The organism is Paenibacillus sp. FSL R5-0766, assembly GCF_037971845.1.
Lineage (GTDB): Bacteria > Bacillota > Bacilli > Paenibacillales > Paenibacillaceae > Paenibacillus.
Genome location: NZ_CP150227.1, coordinates 2038106 through 2056147, shown reverse-complemented (window position 1 = coordinate 2056147; position 18042 = coordinate 2038106). Strand labels below are relative to the sequence as shown.

General features: G+C 45.8%; 20 protein-coding genes. 6 read left to right on the top strand and 14 right to left on the bottom strand.

Annotation, left to right across the window (positions count from 1 at the left end; all coding sequences use genetic code 11):
* Window positions 1-57: 57 nt before the first annotated feature.
* A complete protein-coding gene (mtnK, locus tag MKY66_RS09365; RefSeq protein WP_076209134.1) occupies window positions 58-1275 on the top strand; it encodes an S-methyl-5-thioribose kinase in 1218 nt (405 codons plus the stop codon).
* A gap of 23 nt (window positions 1276-1298) precedes the next feature.
* A complete protein-coding gene (gene mtnA, locus MKY66_RS09360; protein ID WP_076209135.1) occupies window positions 1299-2372 on the top strand; it encodes an S-methyl-5-thioribose-1-phosphate isomerase in 1074 nt (357 codons plus the stop codon).
* A 128-nt stretch (window positions 2373-2500) separates the two neighbouring features.
* Here mtnA and MKY66_RS09355 read toward each other — a convergent pair whose 3' ends face one another.
* From MKY66_RS09355 to MKY66_RS09345, 3 genes are all read right to left on the bottom strand, one after another.
* Window positions 2501-2803, bottom strand: a complete 303-nt coding sequence (locus MKY66_RS09355) for a DUF1805 domain-containing protein (RefSeq protein WP_076209136.1) — start codon at window positions 2801-2803, stop codon at window positions 2501-2503.
* Between the two features lie 258 nt (window positions 2804-3061).
* Window positions 3062-3424, bottom strand: a complete 363-nt coding sequence (locus MKY66_RS09350) for an SHOCT domain-containing protein (protein ID WP_076209137.1) — start codon at window positions 3422-3424, stop codon at window positions 3062-3064.
* 145 nt (window positions 3425-3569) lie between these two features.
* Complete coding sequence (locus MKY66_RS09345) at window positions 3570-3797, bottom strand: hypothetical protein (protein ID WP_339807122.1); 228 nt, start codon at window positions 3795-3797, stop codon at window positions 3570-3572.
* 496 nt (window positions 3798-4293) lie between these two features.
* On the opposite strand from MKY66_RS09345, the gene MKY66_RS09340 reads away from it, so the two are divergent.
* Complete coding sequence (locus MKY66_RS09340; protein WP_036609959.1) at window positions 4294-4866, top strand: hypothetical protein; 573 nt, start codon at window positions 4294-4296, stop codon at window positions 4864-4866.
* Window positions 4867-4990: 124 nt separating this feature from the next.
* Here MKY66_RS09340 and MKY66_RS09335 read toward each other — a convergent pair whose 3' ends face one another.
* On the bottom strand, window positions 4991-5377 hold the full coding sequence (locus MKY66_RS09335) for a DUF423 domain-containing protein (protein WP_017689551.1): 387 nt from the start codon (window positions 5375-5377) through the stop codon (window positions 4991-4993).
* Window positions 5378-5670: 293 nt separating this feature from the next.
* Here MKY66_RS09335 and MKY66_RS09330 point away from each other — a divergent pair, with 293 nt between their 5' ends.
* Both MKY66_RS09330 and MKY66_RS09325 read left to right on the top strand, forming a co-directional pair.
* On the top strand, window positions 5671-6141 hold the full coding sequence (locus MKY66_RS09330; RefSeq protein WP_083656923.1) for a hypothetical protein: 471 nt from the start codon (window positions 5671-5673) through the stop codon (window positions 6139-6141).
* A 105-nt stretch (window positions 6142-6246) separates the two neighbouring features.
* Complete coding sequence (locus MKY66_RS09325; RefSeq protein WP_036609970.1) at window positions 6247-7095, top strand: DegV family protein; 849 nt, start codon at window positions 6247-6249, stop codon at window positions 7093-7095.
* Window positions 7096-7288: 193 nt separating this feature from the next.
* On the opposite strand, the gene pdaA is transcribed toward MKY66_RS09325, so the two are convergent.
* Both pdaA and MKY66_RS09315 read right to left on the bottom strand, forming a co-directional pair.
* Window positions 7289-8068, bottom strand: coding sequence for a delta-lactam-biosynthetic de-N-acetylase (gene pdaA, locus MKY66_RS09320; protein WP_036669871.1), 780 nt, complete (start codon window positions 8066-8068; stop codon window positions 7289-7291).
* A gap of 97 nt (window positions 8069-8165) precedes the next feature.
* Entirely contained in the window at window positions 8166-8576 is a 411-nt protein-coding gene (locus tag MKY66_RS09315) for a hypothetical protein (protein ID WP_076209139.1), read from the bottom strand.
* Between the two features lie 207 nt (window positions 8577-8783).
* On the opposite strand from MKY66_RS09315, the gene cysC reads away from it, so the two are divergent.
* Complete coding sequence (gene cysC / locus MKY66_RS09310; RefSeq protein WP_076209140.1) at window positions 8784-9422, top strand: adenylyl-sulfate kinase; 639 nt, start codon at window positions 8784-8786, stop codon at window positions 9420-9422.
* A gap of 167 nt (window positions 9423-9589) precedes the next feature.
* Here the strand turns inward: cysC and MKY66_RS09305 are convergent, their stop codons facing one another.
* The 8 genes from MKY66_RS09305 to MKY66_RS09270 all read right to left on the bottom strand — a co-directional run bounded on the left by MKY66_RS09305 (window position 9590) and on the right by MKY66_RS09270 (window position 17825).
* Window positions 9590-11407, bottom strand: coding sequence for an ABC transporter ATP-binding protein (locus MKY66_RS09305; protein WP_179088494.1), 1818 nt, complete (start codon window positions 11405-11407; stop codon window positions 9590-9592).
* On the bottom strand, window positions 11407-12540 hold the full coding sequence (locus MKY66_RS09300) for a nucleotidyltransferase family protein (RefSeq protein ID WP_256704142.1): 1134 nt from the start codon (window positions 12538-12540) through the stop codon (window positions 11407-11409). The genes MKY66_RS09305 and MKY66_RS09300 overlap by 1 nt, the downstream gene beginning before the upstream one ends.
* A 52-nt stretch (window positions 12541-12592) precedes the next feature.
* The gene (locus tag MKY66_RS09295) at window positions 12593-13075 is read right to left on the bottom strand and encodes a lasso peptide biosynthesis B2 protein (protein WP_076209512.1); all 483 of its coding nucleotides are present in this window, start codon (window positions 13073-13075) and stop codon (window positions 12593-12595) included.
* Window positions 13076-13079: 4 nt separating this feature from the next.
* Window positions 13080-13379 (bottom strand): lasso peptide biosynthesis PqqD family chaperone, encoded by a 300-nt coding sequence (locus MKY66_RS09290; protein WP_076209143.1) that lies wholly within the window; start codon window positions 13377-13379, stop codon window positions 13080-13082.
* Window positions 13376-14323: a hypothetical protein gene (locus MKY66_RS09285; protein WP_076209144.1), complete on the bottom strand. Its 948-nt coding sequence runs from the start codon at window positions 14321-14323 to the stop codon at window positions 13376-13378. Before MKY66_RS09285 ends, MKY66_RS09290 begins: the two co-directional genes overlap by 4 nt.
* A gap of 138 nt (window positions 14324-14461) precedes the next feature.
* On the bottom strand, window positions 14462-14599 hold the full coding sequence (locus MKY66_RS09280; protein WP_174806426.1) for a paeninodin family lasso peptide: 138 nt from the start codon (window positions 14597-14599) through the stop codon (window positions 14462-14464).
* Between the two features lie 29 nt (window positions 14600-14628).
* On the bottom strand, window positions 14629-16560 hold the full coding sequence (locus MKY66_RS09275; protein WP_076209145.1) for an asparagine synthase-related protein: 1932 nt from the start codon (window positions 16558-16560) through the stop codon (window positions 14629-14631).
* Window positions 16557-17825: a sulfotransferase gene (locus MKY66_RS09270; RefSeq protein ID WP_076209146.1), complete on the bottom strand. Its 1269-nt coding sequence runs from the start codon at window positions 17823-17825 to the stop codon at window positions 16557-16559. The genes MKY66_RS09275 and MKY66_RS09270 overlap by 4 nt, the downstream gene beginning before the upstream one ends.
* Between the last annotated feature and the right edge of the window lie 217 nt (window positions 17826-18042).

The window sequence follows — 18042 nt, the reverse complement described above, 5'->3', positions numbered from 1 at the left end:
TATACCAAGCAAAGAAGTGGGTTATCCTGTTTCTTCATATATATGGAGGTGGCACCTTTGTCCCAATATCGCCCGTTTACCCCCCAGGATGCAATTGAACTGGCCAAAACATTACCGGGTCCATTTGCGGCAGATGCAAATCTGGATTGTCACGAGATCGGCGATGGCAATCTGAATTTGGTATTCCACATCACGGATCAGAACTCCGATAAAAGTATCATTATCAAACAGGCGCTTCCTTATGCGAAAGTGGTTGGAGAATCATGGCCGCTCTCTCTGGTACGTGCCCGCATTGAACGTGAGATTCTGCAGGAAGAGTATCGTCTGTGCCCAGGAATGGTACCCGAAGTGTATCATTACGATGATGACCTCGCGTTAACGGTTATGGAAGATCTGAGTGATCATGTGATCATGCGCAAAGGACTGATCGAAGGTGTTACCTATCCTCTTTTTGCACAGCATATTGGGGAATTCATGGCAAGAACGCTGTTCTTCACATCCGACTTGGGCATGGATCAGCAATTGAAGAAGGAACAACAGGGCAGATTCATTAATCCGGACCAATGCAAAATAACGGAGGATCTGATCTTTGATGAACCCTACCGGATCGCTGAGAAAAATAATTATGACGCTTCCATTGAAGATGAAGCTGAAGCGCTTCGTTCCGATGGAGAGCTTCACCTTGAAGTGGCCTTGCTGCGGGAAAAATTCCTGACACATGGGCAGGCATTGCTTCATGGAGATCTGCATACAGGCAGTATTTTTGTTACACCTGAATCAACCAAGGTCATCGATCCCGAATTTGCATATTACGGACCCATGGGATTTGATGTCGGTGCAGTCCTTGCGAACCTGCTCTTGAATTACGCATCCCTGCCAGGATGGATTCAGGATGAGACTGCTTTGCGTGAGCGTGAAACGCTTTTGCTGAATATGGTTCGTGATGTATGGACTGAATTCGAATCTCGTTTCCGTGCCCTCTGGGTTAATGACCTCGTTGATCCGATGGCAAAAACGTCAGGGTATCAGGATCTATATGTGCAACAATTGTTCAGAGATTCGATCGGCTTTGCAGGTGCCAAAATGGTTCGTCGTATCGTTGGACTCGCTCACGTGGCGGATATTGATACCATTCCAAATGCGACTGAACGTGAACATGCTCAGCGTAAAGCATTGTCCATTGGTAAAGCATTAATCAAGAACAACCGTCGCTTGAATACCATCGGCGAAGTACTGGATATTGTATCCACAGCTGTTACTACTACTAAGTCTTAACATAAGGAACGGAGGAACCACCCATGACAACCCCTGAATATGAGCCTCTGTCCTCTCTCATCTGGAAAAAGGACAAGCTTGAAATGCTTGACCAGCGTCTACTGCCCGAAACGATCCTCATGTTGAAACTGTATACACCCGAGGAAGTATGGGAATCCATCCACTCCATGAAAGTACGCGGTGCTCCAGCGATTGGTATTGCTGCTGCATTTGGTGTTGTATTGGGTGCCAAATCATATGACGGAACAACCGTTCAAGGTTGGTTGGATCACGTAAAATCCATATGTGCTCATCTGGCTACTTCCCGACCAACAGCGGTGAACTTGTTCTGGGCACTGGATCGCATGATGCAAAGAGCAAATGAGGTCGTTGAATCCGGCTTGAACCTGGATGAGGGCAATGATGCTCTTGAAGTAGAAGCTCTGTTGATTCAGAAGGAAGACGAAGAAGTATGCCGCATGATCGGGGAGAATGCACTGCCTTTATTCGAAGATGGTATGGGTGTACTCACTCACTGCAACGCAGGTGGACTGGCTACTGCGAAATATGGTACGGCAACTGCTCCAATGTATCTCGCGCAGGAACGTGGCATTCACCTGAAGGTATTTGCAGACGAAACTCGTCCTGTACTTCAGGGTGCACGCCTGACTGCATTTGAGTTACAGCAAGCCGGCATTGACGTCACGCTGCTCTGTGATAACATGGCAGGTATGGTCATGTCCAAAGGCTGGATTCAAGCGGTTATCGTCGGAACAGATCGCGTTGCAGCGAACGGTGACGTAGCTAACAAAATCGGAACCTACAGCGTTGCCGTACTTGCCAAGGCTCACAATATTCCGTTTTATGTAGCAAGCCCGTTGTCAACCATCGACTTGTCCACTCCATCCGGGGACCTCATTCCAATTGAGGAACGTGCTGCGGAAGAAGTCACTGAAGGATTTGGGAAACGTACAGCACCGCAAGGTGTTAAAGTATACAATCCAGCATTTGACGTAACGCCTAACGAATATGTAACAGCTATTATCACGGAAAAAGGCGTTGTTCGCGCACCTTTCCAAGAAAACCTGGCTGCCTTGTTCGCCAAGGAAGAAGCTTAATTTAATGAAAAGTGTTCAAGAAAAAAGATCGTGTATAGAGCTAGTGTCTACTGATGTGCCCGGCTCTGTATTAGAACGCTAAGACGCTAAAGAAGGGCTTCCCACATGGGGAGCCCTTTTGTTAGTGATTAGATCATTTTCAACAAAGCCTCTACACCCGTCATGCCAACCGTAATGCCCATGGCCTCGGCTTCTGTTGTCACCGACTCCATAGGTGCATGCAGCAACTGCTCCAGTGTACGCACACCAACCGCCCGAGCTGCAATAATTTTGCGATCCCCAAGCTTCTCATTAAGTAATTCCACGTCGAGTGCTCCGCACATGATATATCCTTTGGATGTGTTAATGGTCAACAACGTTGTTTTGGGCAGCTTGACTTCTACCCCTACCAATACATGCTCTCCAACTACAATAGGCTCCATCGTCACCATAATTTCCCGATCCACCTCCTCTTCCACAGGTCACGATAATTGTATGCCTCATTCCGGATTGTCGTGTGGACACCTGCCGTGTTTGAGAAAATGTAGGTACTTACAGTTCAAATATATTGTTGGTAATTCTCCTCGCAGACTTAGATAGTAGAAATATGCTTAGTTGGAATATAAAAAGCCACCTCAGAAATGAGGCAGCTCAGATACAAGATTTTAATAATCCTAATCCGGTCATTTTCTACTATTATGATCTATACTCTAGGCACGCCAGTCTTTATCGTTTATGTATGTATCGACAGAACTTGAGTATTGCTTCTTAAGGCTAGACCTTTTTAACTCATACTCCTCTTCATTGATTATATTGGCTGAAAACATTTTATCTAACTTCTCTAATTCCATGGTTAGTACTCTCACATTACCTGATGCATGTTCTAATTTTTCTTGATTTTTTACTACTTTAAATCCCTTGTAGATGTTAATTATTAATAATACAAAACCAACAATGTACAAGAGATTCGTTAGTGGGTGATTGCTTCCTAATTGAGATGAGGATATAGCCCCTAAAATAAATAGAATCATCCATGAACTAAAATACAAATAGATTTTCTTCATATCACTCATATGTAAACCTCGTTTCCTAAATTATGGAATGATTATACCATGCCAAAAGGAGTGGGTCTATGAAATTCGATAGAAGGGATTAGAACGCAGGGGAATAAACACTAATAAAAGCCCCCCACCCAAGGTGAGTTGAACTGGGCCTACCTTAAAACGTATGCTCATCATTCTTTAATCGCCTTATCTCCGTTAACTCTCTTCTAATTCCCAGTACACGTCTATGAAGTACACTGCGGTCTATTGATTCAGCTACCGACTTTTTGAACTGGACATCCAATTCACTTAATGGATCCTGAGCTAGTTTATTTTTATGTATTGGCTTAACTTGAACTTTTGTAGTTTCAGGCTTGATAGGTTTCAATCTTTTCTGCTTCATAATCTGTTCAAATACACTGTCCCCTTGATGCATGGTCTTCATTCCTTAATGTGTGATGAGCATATTGTAACATAATAATGAGAAGGCGGTTGTTAAACGTCAGAGTACAAACAAATAAAGTGGGCATAAGATGAATGTTGTCTCATACGGGTTCATTATTTACATATACCAGCACTTTACGACTCTACTCCAAAATGAGGTGCGATAAGTTGCTCCGCACATGCCAATACGCTCTCTCCAACAATAATAGACTGCATCGGTCAACAAATTTCCCGATCCACCTCCTGTTCCACAGGTCACGAATGTTGTTTCCTCATTCTGGATTGTCTTGTGGACATCTTCGAAAAGACGTGAATAATAAGGTTTATTTGTGATATTTCCCCATTCTAATCGGCATATTTCTGCGTCTCTAGCACTATGATAATTTCCTTTTTAATGATATAGTGAATTGAAGCGTTTTTTTGAGCTGACATAATTTTTAACGGGGCTGGGATGAATGAAAGAAACCTTATCCAATCAAGAGGACATCGGCTTTTTATTTAATGTCGATATACTTATTAAGAGCCGCTCAAATGCATTGGCACTGCAGTCCCTGTTGGAGTTCATAAACAATGAAGAACAAATTGCGGACTTTCGGATTCAATCCGGCATAGAGCTAGGCAAAATTATTGAAGCGACACTCCAGTCCAAGAAGGACTCTTTCGTCACACTTCACAACGAACGCAAAAAAGCCAACGCAGCACAGAAGGCGTCCACTGCAGCTCAGACACCTGCCTCACCTGCTCCAGTCAAAACACAGAATCAACAAGAACAACCGGTTAGTGAGAAAAAGCCTGCCACCCAAACATCCAATGTATCCGATGGAAACTCGTTTGACGCGTGGATTGACACGCTCATTAAAGAGAATAAACTCACCCGTATTGTTGTCAATAACAAGAACGGTAAACATCAGAGCATTCCTTGCCGTATTCTGAATTTTGATCGTGATACCAGTATTGTGAGCATCTACCATGTCGATGAAAAACAGGTGTATACGTTCCGAACCAATGAAATCGATGAGTTTCTGTAACTAACTTCATCGGATTAAAACAAAAAGCAACTTGCGTTAGAATGACGGTACATTCTAACGCAAGTTGCTTTTTTAGTTCTATGGTTCATGTAGAATTGAACCCTCCGAGATTTGTTTGGACCGATCAGGAGCGATCCTTACCTCGCTGCCATACATCTAATGCCAATAACAACCATCCGGCAATGAAGGCTACCCCACCAATCGGTGTGATGGCACCCAGAATCTTGATGCCAGAAATACTAAGCACATACAAGCTGCCCGAGAACACGATAATTCCGATAAACAACAGACGCGCTGCCCACTTCAGTTTTGTAGATGCCCCAAGTTGACCAGCCGTCAAGCCAATAATGAGCAAAGCCAATGCATGAATCATGTGATATTGCACACCTGTCTCATATGTAGCTATGGCTGCCGGCCCAATCGTATCCTTGAGCATGTGAGCACCAAACGCACCAATCGCCACCGATAACATGGTCATTACAGCTCCAAGCATCATCCATCTTCGTTGCATATAAGTTCTCTCCCTTAATTTACTACAATTCACTCCTATTATTGTATCGAATCCCCTCCTCCTTTACCAGTCGTGACGGAGCTTCAAAGATCATATGTCTGTTTATACTTAACAATCCTATCCCTGCCTTATAAATTGTAGGAAACAAGCGTAAATCCTTGATTTTTATCGATATTTATGGAAAAGTAAATAGGTATGTAATCGTGTATTCTAAGAAAGAATCATTACTCATCGATTAGGTTAATAACACTCAGTACACTCAGTACGATGATTAAGGGAGGCAAGTCAACATTATGGATAATCGCGATTCCTATAATTCAGGTTATAACAACACGGATCAGAATCCTGGCCATGCAGATCCATACAATAACAATGGGTATGAAGCATACCCGCCAGATCATGAGAGGCAACCAATGGTACCACTGAAACATTCCGGACCTGGAATCGCCAGTTTTGTCATTGGGTTGGTTGCAATCTTGGGTTATATTCTGATATTCTTTATTGCCACCATGGCTGTAAACGAGTCCATCGGAGTTCTAACCCCGTTGCAGACAGAAGAGATCGCCTTGCATCCAGCAGTGGTTCTGGCTTCATTAGCCATTCTGGTCTGCCTGATTCTCAATCTGGCTGGAGGCATCGTCGGAATTATTGGTCTTGTCCTCAAGAATCGAAAGAAAGTTTTTGCCATTATCGGAACCCTATTAAATGGGATCATGATTCTGTTATTCGTTGGACTTATCTTGGTAGGCATGACGCTGATGTAACGCTTTGCATCAGCGTCATGTTTCCTTATAATTAAAATGAATGGGTTTACACATAAGAATAATCTATATTTTTTGCCAAAATCATTGTTTTCAAAGGAGATTGACATGTCACGAATCAAAATTTTTGCGGACAGCACAAGTGATCTGGCTCCAGAATGGATCCAGCAGCACGATATCGGTATCATTCCTTTATATGTCGTGTTCGGTGAAGAATCACTGAAAGACGGTGCTGAGATTAAGCCCGAACAGCTATATGAACGTGTCAGCCAAGATGGGCGTCTTCCCAAAACAGCTGCACCTTCCCCCGCTGATTTCATAACGGCATTTCAACCTTACATAGATCAAGGGGATGAGATTCTATATATCAGCTTATCTTCTGAACTTTCCTCTACCTATCAAAATGCACGACTAGCGAGTTCCGAGTTCCCGGAAGGTCGAATATCGGTCATTGACTCACAGAATCTCTCATCAGGAATTGCACTGATGGTGATGAAAGCTGTTCATGCTGCTGATAAAGGACAAAACCTGACTCAGATTACACACCTGATCGAGGCGATGAAATCAAATGTACGCACGGAGTTTGTCATCGATACACTGGAGTATCTGCATAAAGGCGGACGCTGTTCGGGCATGCAAAACCTGATTGGAAGCCTGTTGAAAATTCGTCCTGTCATCCGGGTAACAGATGGCAAGATGGCACCTGCCTATAAAGTGCGGGGCAAACGGGAGAAAGCTCTGGAACAAATGCTGAATAATACGCTCAGCCAGAAAGACCAGATCGATCCAGACCTGCTGATTGTTGTACACACCATGGCTGAAGAAGATGCGCTTGACTTGCAGAAATCTTTGCAGGAACAAACGGGTGCCCGTGTGGAATTAACCACTGCTGGTTGTGTAGTATGCAGTCACTGCGGCCCAAAAACAATTGGAATCATTTATAACACTGTTTTATAGTATTACACGCTACATCGTATCGTATTACCCAATCCTTTTTTCTAAATCTGTATGTGGTACATCCAATACTTGGACTGGCATATCGGTATAACTAAAAAGGGCATTCCGAGCTTAATCGCTCAGGATGCCCTTTAATATTTTGCTAAACTTTTGAATCACCTACATTTGGTTCATTGCTCATTATGATAATGGATCAATAACTTTTGGTCCGCAGATCATCCAGACTTTTGAATGCGTATCCTTGCTTGCGAGCCTCATCAATAATGGAACCCAGAGCTTCCGTGTTATCTTTGGATACCGAATGAAGCAAAATGACAGCGCCCGGATGGAGTTGTTTCAACACCTGTTGATGAGCATATTGTGCGCCACGCTGCACATTGGTATCCCAATCTTTATAAGCAACAGACCAGAACACATTCACATAACCCTGAGCATGACTCTCTGCAAGCGTACGATTGTTAAAAATTCCACGCGGTGGCCGTAAAAAGGTCGCTTGTTGACCGGTCAGCCGATTGACCTCCGTCTTGACCTTCTCAAGTTCCTCTCTAAGCTTTTCATTGGAGATGCGGGTCATATCCGGATGACTCCATGAATGATTACCGACAATATGACCTTCAGCCGCCATACGTTTGACCAACTCAGGCTGATCTTTCAGATAATGACCTGTCACAAAGAAAGCCGCTGGCACCTTCTTGGTACGCAAAACATCCAGTATGGCAGGCGTGAATCCATTCTCATACCCGTTATCAAACGTGAGATACAATTCCTTCTGTTTTGTATCCCCCAGGAAAATGGCATCGTTATGTTGTAAGATTGATTTAAAGCCTTCCTGATCAATGGAGGGCAGTTGACCGTTTTGACTTTTTTTGAAGCCAAAGTGATACGCTCCGGTAACCGGTGATGCTTCAGTCTGTGCCGGTACCATACTGATGGATAACAGTCCCAACAGTATATATAGAACCATTCGCTTCATTCTATCCGCTCCTGTTCCTGAAAAATTCGGTTAGTCGTTTGCACACACGAACACCTTCAGGTAATATGCCACAGGAACGGCTAATGTATGTAAATCATTAACGATCGAAACGTTTATTTTCAGGTTGTGGCGGAGATTGATGGAACAATTCAAGTAAGGTCTGAGGTTTGCCACTGGAAGCAAGCCATTCCCTCACGGTCTGTATGGCACGGGTCTGTCCATCTCCCCGATCACGCCATGTAAGCAACTCGATAACTTTGATAATCAAGGCCGACATATTGTGATTATCCAGTTCGGACCGCTCTGCCCTCAGCTTGTGATACAAAGCCTCCTGCTCCCAATCCAGTAGAATCTCATCACCGATGGTTGGCTTCAAAAGTGTATACGCTCTGTCACAACCTTTACAACGAACCGTGCTGACCTGTTCATCTATAAATTCCGCTCGGATATCCTGCTCGCAATCCGGGCATTTGAACCCAACTTGTATGTTTTGAATGTTTTTGTTCATGACATTGTTCCTCCTGCGATGTGAGCATTTTGCATCATTCGATTCAAAATACTCCTTGGATATATGCATAATGCTTATGTATGTACTACATCTATACCCGATATTTTGTCGATTCACGCTTATTTTGAAGAAATCTATAAGGTGCTATAATCTTGTAAATATGTTAAAATATTATACATATCATGGTAGGGAAAAGGCGGGATACTCATGTCGAAGGAAGAGCGCAACATAACTTGGCAATCATCCAGCATCAACAGGCAAGACCGGGAGAAGCATAATGGGCACCATAGTCGTGCCATATGGTTTACCGGGTTATCAGGTGCAGGAAAGTCATCCCTTGCATTTGCCCTGGAGCAGTATCTCTACGATCAAGGCGTAAGCTGTTATGTTCTGGACGGGGATAATGTACGTCATGGACTGAACCGCGATCTTGGTTTTACAGCTGAGGATCGTCAAGAAAATCTGCGCCGAATTGGGGAAGTATCGAAGTTAATGGTGGATGCCGGGTTGTTTGTACTTTCGGCCTTTATCTCTCCTCATGAACAGGATCGGGAGATGGTTAGACAGTTATTTGAACCAGATGATTTCATTGAAATCTATGTGCGCTGTTCAATTGAAGAATGTGAGCGTCGTGATCCCAAGGGTCTATACAAAAAAGCCCGCAACGGTGACATCCCGCATTTCACAGGCATTTCCGCCCCCTATGATGTACCCAAATCGCCTTCAGTCATCATTGATACAGAACAATGGTCCATTGAGGAAGCTGTACTAGAGATCCTACAGCATTTGGAGCAGATCGGTGCTCTACAGCTACCGCTTCCTACGAAAACAGCCGTTGTTCATTAATCCATGCTCAATATACGAACTACCTACATAAAAGGCGCGCCCATCGTGGCGCGCCTCTTTACATGTGTCGTGCCTGATTATTCAATAAATATACGAATGAACAGAGGCAGATACATATGTCCCATACTCGGCTTTTAGTTTTGGAATGGATTCTACTAACCACCCTCTTACTGTCCCACAACACCCGCTTGCATGTTCAAAAGCTTTCTGAACGTCCCTACCGGATCAGTAGATAACTGCTGGTACCCACCCTCTTGAATCACCCGACCTTCATCAAGCACAATTACACGATCTGCCGTCCGAATTGTGGACAATCGGTGTGCAATCACGATAATGGTCACATGTCCCTTTAACCGTTCTAACGCCTCATGAATGTACTGTTCATTCTCACTGTCCAGCGCACTTGTTGCTTCATCCAGTACCAATACAGATGGATTACGCAACATGGCCCGGGCAAGCACCAATCGCTGACGTTCGCCCCCGGATAACCGGATACCCCGATCACCAATGATCGTATCCAGACCCTGAGGCAACTTTCTCACAAAAGCCGCAGAAGAGGAAAACTGTAACGCTTGCCACATCTGTTCTTCACTTGCATTTGGATCAACCAGACGCAGATTCTCACGAATACTCGTATGAAACAGGAATGGGTCCTGGGAGACATATCCGATGGAACTTCGCCAGCTTAATAAGCGTTCTTCTGACAGAGGCACACCGTCAATCAGAATACGACCAGTTTCAGGTCTCACAAGGCCCATAATCAGATCTATCAGCGTGCTCTTGCCTGCTCCAGATTTACCTACAATTGCGGTCATCCCCCTTGCTGGAATCGAAGCGTGCACATTTCTCAATGAGTACGTATCACTTCCCTCATAGCGATAGCAGACATCCTCACACGTGATAGATTCCTTCAGTTCCATAGGTTGAATTCCATCAGTTCCAACGTCTCCTGCCGAAGCAATCTCTTCACTAATCTCACGACTCTTCGCCGTCTGCGCTTGCAGTTCTCTGACCACTCGAAACGCAGGCAGCATCGAGCTGATGTACTCCAGATTGGACTGAATTGCCGTAAACCTTGGCCATAAGCGGGAAAAGATAAGAATGATGAGCAGCAAACTTGCGGGAGGCACCGTCATTACACGGAGAGAAAGATAGATGAATGCCGCAATAATGATTGCCGCGGACATCCGGTGAATCAGCTGTGTTCCACTGTTCAATTGGCTAAACTGAATGACATTGCGTTCTATCTGTCTGCACATGCGCTCAAACCAGTTCATGTGGGAGCGCTCAAGCATGTTGCTCTTAATATCCTTAATGCCGTTGAAATGCTCGGTAATGCCGTTATAATAACTTTGCGAGAATTCAGAGGTCTGGTCCCCGATCTGCTTGGCCCGCTTGACGAATTTTCTCAAGACAAAAAATAATAACAATCCACAGACCAGCACAAGTGCCGTCAGCTTGGCGGATAACCAGAAAGCAAGACCGATCTGAATGCCCGTAAAGATCAGCGAGGCTGCCATTTGCAGCATAATGCTCGTTCCCTGGCTCACACGTGCAAGTTCAGTCGTTAATATATGGTTAAAATCGGATTTTCGTTTTTGGAGAAAAAATGACCATTGCGCCATAATAATAGCACCATAGGTTTCCATGCGCAGCGTTCGTACAAATTGCTGCTGGATTCGCGTATTACGGATCGTCTGGAGACGCTGCATCCAGGCCTGTCCGGAGACAATTAACACAAAGGTGAACAATACGAGTAACAATTGGCTATTTTCAGAAAAACGATTCAACACTTCGCCAATCCAGGGAATGTTTAAGCCTGTGGAGCCCATCTCAAATATGCCAATCAAACTCAGCATCGGAACAAGCATGTAGATACCGATCCCTTCCATGAGACTGATACAGATCATCCCTAGCAGATTCCAATATAAAATGGGCCCCGTGACATGATGCAACTTTCGCATGAAATACCTTAATTCCGAGATCATACTTTACCCCTTTCCGTCACCGTATACCTTTTAATTCGCCGCCAGAACCAGAGAAACGGACGTAACGGAAAGTACAGAAAAAACAAAGAACGCGGAAGCGGCAATTGATCTACATCCCATGTACTTGGATATAAACGTTCAATAAAGAAAAACCATTTCTGTTTGGTACTTCGAAGTTTAAACAGATACGATTGATAAGACTTCATATCAGCCGGACTTTCCAGCATGTCGTTCATGAACTTTGCGCCTTCGTTGGCTAATCGCTTGCCTGTACGGTCACTTAAGGACATCAAGGACCTGTACTCTACATCCAGCGGCGTGTTCAGCAGCTCCGAGGCCAGATAAAGAGCCTGTGAACCGATCGATAAACGTCCCTCCGCTTTCAGACGTCTTTCTACTTTCTTCACATCGAGTGGCATGCTGCGAATCATCTGGTCGATATCCAGTAACCAGCGCAGTCTGAACCAGCCGTGTCGTGCACCATGGGTTACGAGATAAGCCCATAGGTCTTCTTGTTCGAGCATACGGACAGGTGTCTGTGTGTATGAACTGAACCGGCTGCGTTTCCACAGCAATTCAAAATCGGTTTCTTTCCCCGAATCCGGGTTCAGACGCCAATGGATTTCCACTTGAGTCCTTTTGACCGGATGGGTGTAACAGATATGATGTTCCCGCCATTTCCAGCTGCGCACCGTAGGTGCCCGCTCCCCTTCCTTGGATACGTATCCAAGAGTAGCCAGAATGCTTTCAGCCGCTTCCACATCATCGAACGGAATCAGGATATCCAGGTCTTTGGAGGTTCGCATGGATACATCGCCATAGAGATCATGTGCGAGCGCCGGTCCCTTTAGTGTAATATTGCGGATACCGCGTTCACGAAAAGCTCCACACACCTGCTCCATCTCAGCTGTCAGATGTAACATGCGGAACGTATTGACCGTATATTGTTGTCTCAGACTCTCCATAACATCTGCAGGAATGATTGCAGAGTTGAATTCTTTCACTTTCAAATAAAGGACAGAGTATAGGCGGTGATGATAGACAAGCCGCAGAAACAGCTGCCAATCGGTTCCTTGCAAACCCGCCTTGAATTCTTCAGGGGATAGAGCCGTCAGATCACCTCTAATCATGCTCAAAATCAGCTTAAGCTCCTTCGGAAACCCTGATGAATAGAGTTCACTTTCATGTATCATAGACAATCTCCCCAGATCCCTTCTCCGGACACCGTTTGCCAAACACACCGACAACCGTATATTGGTCCATAGTATCAGCTCCGGTCACGATCAATTTACCACTTCGCAGCCAGGCATGAGCCATCATATGTCCTTGTTTATTCCGCGCTGTCCCCATATATAACGTACTCTCTATCTTGCGTCGCTCAAGCATCTTCATCCCGGCAATCGCCATTACAAGGCAGCGGCTTTCCCATAACGTATATTTGCTGGCGAGCGAAATCGCTTTGGAAATATTCCGTATAGTGATGACCTCGCTGCGATCAAGTCCTGTCATCGGTGTTTCAACCATGGGTGTACCCAGCCCTGGCGCGATTTTGGCAAATGGCATAGCCTTCTGTATGCGTGCCCAGCCAAGGAGCATATAGGCCTCCCATACCAGTCGACGCATCGACCGCGGGAGCGCGAGGTAAGCCTTTATTTTTCGCAACATCATTCTACACTCCGCGAGTAACGTCGATTAAACCTTCACGGGACAGATGTTCCAGAAATTGCACCACCTGCTCACGACATACATCTGGCTCAATCTCGTACTCCCCAGCAAGTACCTCAACAACTTCACCCAGCGTGCGTTCTTCTGCGATCAGATCCCAGATTCGTCCACCGGTACTCCCGAGATTATAGTATTTTCCAGAGCTAATGCTCATCATAACTTTCTCACTGCCCATATCACTGACCAGATTGCCTTCCTTCCGGGTTACCCGGTCTTCCACATTCATCGGCGTAGTCGCTGTCATTGTCCTGTATGCACTCCTTTGCGTATATGATCTGTGATTCGATCCACCATCTCAAATGCTGTAAACTCAGCACCCGTTCTGACCAACCTGCCAATCTCCACACCTGCTGAAAGTCTTGAAGCCGTCTCGAACAGCCACTGTGCCAGCCCCTGTCTTGCAACGAGTCCACCACGGAACGTATGCGAGCATAACAGATGCAGTCGTTCTAGCCCCGTCACTTCAACCAGTTGAACAGATGTATGGTTTTCCTCCGGTTGTGGAGCAAGTTCGAATATGCCACCTAGTGGTACGGCCATCTCATGAAAATAGTGCTGAACAGGTATCGCATACTTCGTAATCTCCGCATGAACCGTTGCGTAATCCTGCTCCTTCATACCGAAACCATCCAGACTGGGTTGCCATAACTTCTGTTGCGGGTAACCGGGTGATACGATAGCTCTTCCTCCGGCATCCCAGGTCAGTGCAACAACATCATCGGTGAGAAGCGGATATCCGCGTGATGCCAGTGCAGCCGACAGTGTCGATTTACCTGCTCCCGAATGTCCGACAAATGCGTAAGCCCAGCCATCAATAACCACTGCACTGCCATGCAATGGTAGAATGCCACGCTGCATCATAATGACCGCCATACATGTGCCCAGGATGAATAATCTGACCTTTTTCTCATCTGCACCCGGTATGGGAGATACAACAATGCGCTTTCCTTGTTCCATTAGAAACAGACCTGTATCTTCGATTTTGAAAAAAAGACTGCCCTCTCGTGCCACAAAGTTGTCGTTGCCTACATTCCAATCCTCCCACAATGGGGTCAGATCTGAAGACTCGATGTGCACATCCACGACATCAAAATCAGTCTCCGCATCCTTGGGTGCAACTTGTAGTTCAGGCATTCGAATTAGGCTCGACCAGCGCAGACCATACGCCACATAATGCACAGGCAACAATGAACGACGCCTCCTTCGTAATAAAATGTAAAAAAAGCCCTTATATTCATGTTGCTCAATATAAGGGAGGAGGCGAAAAGCTGGATTGGTTCCAATTCCGCCCTTTAAGTATGATGACACGTTTTGGAACTAAACAACTTAAGAAGTTGGATCGTACAGATCCGCATCGTGAACCGTGATCCAGTCAATTTGTCTGTAGCCAGTACCGGCCATAGTTTGATTGACTTCCAACACTTCAAGAGCTGGTGCTTGCCATTCCTTTTTTTCCATTTGCATCGTATTCACCTCCTTTCATGTGCGCTCATTCAGAATTTTCGAATGAACCGATAGACGATTAGACTATGCATCATCAATCGCAGATCTGGATGCGAAGCAAGTTCAGGTCGTGGACTGGGAAAATTGGCCAGGGCAGACTTGATACGCTCCGTGTTTAATATGCCAGCAACCTTGCTATCAGAACACAAGGCACGCAACTCGGCCGTAAAGGCATCCCAATTCGGAATGATGCGATGCAGCCAATCCGCCGGTTGTACACCCCGTACCCGTTGATTCAGTCTGACCTTGTCAGGCAACTCCGGTGAGGTAGCCCGGCGAATCAATGAACGATCCGTCCCTTGTTTCACATATTGTTCAATCGGCACGGACAGACAGAACCGGATGACTCTGGCATCACTTGTCGGATCACGTTCCCAAGCGCGGTAACGCAGAGAACATTTTGTAGCTACAGCACCGTTTTTGTTCGCAATGGCCAGGTTATTGAATTTCTCGGCACGTACTTTGAGTGCATCAGCCTGCGCACCGCCCTGCAGAACAATAATGGATTTGAGTCTTTCCAGTACACCTGTTCTTTGAGCAAAATCAGGATGGATCAACTGTACAGAAGCGGCCTGGTTTGCTCTTTTGGACTGAGCCTTGAACCATTCCGGATATGCCTTTTTCCCGGTGATCTTGGCTATACGGGAGAAGGGCATACCGGTCCGTTCACTATACTGCTGCATCTCACGGAACCAGCGATACCAGCGGCCGCTTTTCAGTAGACTGGCGTAATAATCCAGAGCCGGACCCCAGGAGATGGTGAAGTTACCCCGTGCTCCTGTGAGCAGGATGCCCGCATCTTGCTGGCTCGCTTTTTCATAGAATCCGCGAATCCAGAATGAATTTTCAAAGTATTTGTAGGGCATTTCCATAATATCGAGCCAGGTGTCTACTTCACTGAGCGGACTTCTGCCTTCAAAATCCAGATAGTTCTCTGTGATATTCCCAACGTGATTAATAGTCGAACGTATAAATGGTCTCTCGTCAGCAAGCAACGTTTTCGACGTGTAATCCGTGAAATCCGGCACGGGAACATAGCTATAAGCATGCAGCCGTTTGCCCTGACTTCTCAGTGTTCCGGAAGCAAAACCAACCACGGCTCCCGAGTCCAGTCCGCCACTTAAAGCAGCAGCTACCTGCCTGTGAGTTCGTAATCGCGATCCAACCGCCTGCCCAAAGACCTCCCGAAACGCTTCTACATACTCACCATCGGATTTCAGCCTTAGAGGTTCGACTTCATTCCAGCGATGATACTGCTTCAGCTCCAGTCTCCCATCCCGGAAAACAAGTGTATGAGCAGAAGGCAGTTGGCTTATTCCCCGATATACGGTTGAATTGATATCTGCTGAATCATGCATGTCAGGAATGGCAAGGAATTCGGACAACCAGGTCTCATCAAGTTCTTTATGTACCCCTTCAAGCCCAAGCAACGGATTCATGAGTGTGCAGAAAGCAAAACGTGAGCCATCATGTCGGTAATAAAAAGCTCTCATGCCTGTAATGTCTCTCGCTGCATACAGTTTTCGATTCCGCTCATCCCATATCGCGAATACAAAATCCCCCAGCAATCGGACAGCTACATCTTCTCCCCAGCGCTGATACGCACGCAAGATCAATTCACTATCCGATAACATCGCCAGTTCAGCTCTGGATATCTGTAATTGATCTGCCAGTTGTTCCCGGTTATCCAGAATGGCATCTGCCGTGATGGTCAGACCACTTTCCTCTTCATATAAAGGCAACTTCTCGCTAACCGATTCCGGTGTAATCCATTGGGCATGACAGCTGAGGAACGCCTCATTGCCTTTCCACACCCCTGTTGTATCCGAAGGGACATGCCCCAGGCTTGCGTACAGACGCCAGCTGTCTTCCCATAGCGCCTGCTGACCATCGTTGTGTACAATTCCTGCTATGGCGCTCATGACTTGCCTCCCCGTAAAATCTTGCGCTGTGAAGCCCAGGCGCTGATCTGGTGACCAAATGGTACCCATGATTTGATACGCTGTATTTTGCTTTGAGCAGAAGCCAGCTGAACTTTCAATCGTTCTCGTTCACTGTATCCCCGTTCCAGACGATGATCTGCCGCCCGTAGTGCGGCCTGCAGCTGCCTGATCGTTGCCAGTGCAGCCAGTGTGGGATCTATCTTTTCCGGTTCTTCGAGAACTGAACCATTCAGATTTTCATGGGAATCATGGACGAGAGAATCAGCTGGCTGCATCCGATAGTGCTGCTGCCAGTCGCAACCAGTCGCTGTCGTCAACTGATGTGTAATTCGCTCGATGACCTCTTGATCCGGACTTGCTTCATAACGAACACCCGTCCATTGTTCGGCTTCTGCCAGCTGTTCACTGTATCCCATCCGGTGGAACAGATCTGCCCCCATCACACGGCAATACAGTTCAACTTCATGCGGTTCTAATATGTTTTTCCAGTTGTTAACAGAACCCTGATGTGCCTCTTGATGCGAAGAGAGGAATGGATCACCCACGCCCATACTGTAGAACATGTCAGACTTGGCACTGTCCAGAAACTGTCCATACTGCTCCATACCCTGTTCATATCGAATTCCCAAGAATGAGCACAGTTTCTCAAGTTCTTCTTGAGGATTGGAAACCAATCGTTCATATTGCAATTCATGCGCATTGGAATGTGGTTCAGCAAAATAATCATTCAAGCGGAGCATACCCAGTGTGAGATCTACAGATTTCATATTTAATTTGGAGCTCTGCAAACTATGAGTCAGGTCGAATCCTTCACCTGTATGGCGGTTTACCTTTTTGAATGATGCTGCTATGGCCAGAGGATTACGCTGGAGATGAATGCGCTTGGACTGTGGGAACAGACGATCCAGCCATTCAAGCATGTAATAATAACGCGGAGATTTATCAACGATGAAGTCTGCTCCGCTCCCTTCCAGGAATCCATTGTAGATCTCAAGAGCAAAACTTCTGCACGCCTTTTCGAAGACATCCTCGGATACCATGGCATTGTAGAACTGACGCATGATGGAGCTGCCACCATAAGCACGTGAATCGGTTTTTGGCAGATCGACAAGACTCATCAGAAACCACATTTCCTGGGTGGCGAATATACGACTGTGATTTTGCAGCATGACTGTGGATAATGAACTACCACTGCGGGGAACACATAGTAAGAAAACAAGTCCGTTACCTTGAGCGTCGATCAATGGCAGCCTCTCCTCTGTTCAATAAAATAAGCATGCAGCCGGGATAGACCAGACTCTACTTTTGTGTTTGGCAAAACGAATACTACGCAAACTATTAGGTCAGTATTTTGCAACATTCCGTCGGAACCTTACCCGAGAGTGATGCAAATACATATATTCTTTCGACAACTCTCAGATACAATATGTATTTATAGTTTTACTCTATGATACAAAATGT

What these genes read in the sequence shown, in the direction of transcription:
- MKY66_RS09280 (WP_174806426.1), bottom strand. Translation starts at nt 14,599, where the DNA reads ATGCAAATGGAAAAAAAGGAATGGCAAGCACCAGCTCTTGAAGTGTTG.
- MKY66_RS09340 (WP_036609959.1), top strand. Translation starts at nt 4,294, where the DNA reads ATGAAAGAAACCTTATCCAATCAAGAGGACATCGGCTTTTTATTTAAT.
- MKY66_RS09290 (WP_076209143.1), bottom strand. Translation starts at nt 13,379, where the DNA reads ATGACAGCGACTACGCCGATGAATGTGGAAGACCGGGTAACCCGGAAG.
- mtnA (WP_076209135.1), top strand. Translation starts at nt 1,299, where the DNA reads ATGACAACCCCTGAATATGAGCCTCTGTCCTCTCTCATCTGGAAAAAG.
- pdaA (WP_036669871.1), bottom strand. Translation starts at nt 8,068, where the DNA reads ATGAAGCGAATGGTTCTATATATACTGTTGGGACTGTTATCCATCAGT.
- MKY66_RS09355 (WP_076209136.1), bottom strand. Translation starts at nt 2,803, where the DNA reads ATGGTGACGATGGAGCCTATTGTAGTTGGAGAGCATGTATTGGTAGGG.
- MKY66_RS09315 (WP_076209139.1), bottom strand. Translation starts at nt 8,576, where the DNA reads ATGAACAAAAACATTCAAAACATACAAGTTGGGTTCAAATGCCCGGAT.
- MKY66_RS09325 (WP_036609970.1), top strand. Translation starts at nt 6,247, where the DNA reads ATGTCACGAATCAAAATTTTTGCGGACAGCACAAGTGATCTGGCTCCA.
- MKY66_RS09335 (WP_017689551.1), bottom strand. Translation starts at nt 5,377, where the DNA reads ATGCAACGAAGATGGATGATGCTTGGAGCTGTAATGACCATGTTATCG.
- MKY66_RS09350 (WP_076209137.1), bottom strand. Translation starts at nt 3,424, where the DNA reads ATGAGTGATATGAAGAAAATCTATTTGTATTTTAGTTCATGGATGATT.
- MKY66_RS09345 (WP_339807122.1), bottom strand. Translation starts at nt 3,797, where the DNA reads ATGAAGCAGAAAAGATTGAAACCTATCAAGCCTGAAACTACAAAAGTT.
- cysC (WP_076209140.1), top strand. Translation starts at nt 8,784, where the DNA reads ATGTCGAAGGAAGAGCGCAACATAACTTGGCAATCATCCAGCATCAAC.
- MKY66_RS09300 (WP_256704142.1), bottom strand. Translation starts at nt 12,540, where the DNA reads ATGATTAGAGGTGATCTGACGGCTCTATCCCCTGAAGAATTCAAGGCG.
- MKY66_RS09295 (WP_076209512.1), bottom strand. Translation starts at nt 13,075, where the DNA reads ATGTTGCGAAAAATAAAGGCTTACCTCGCGCTCCCGCGGTCGATGCGT.
- MKY66_RS09330 (WP_083656923.1), top strand. Translation starts at nt 5,671, where the DNA reads ATGGATAATCGCGATTCCTATAATTCAGGTTATAACAACACGGATCAG.
- MKY66_RS09275 (WP_076209145.1), bottom strand. Translation starts at nt 16,560, where the DNA reads ATGAGCGCCATAGCAGGAATTGTACACAACGATGGTCAGCAGGCGCTA.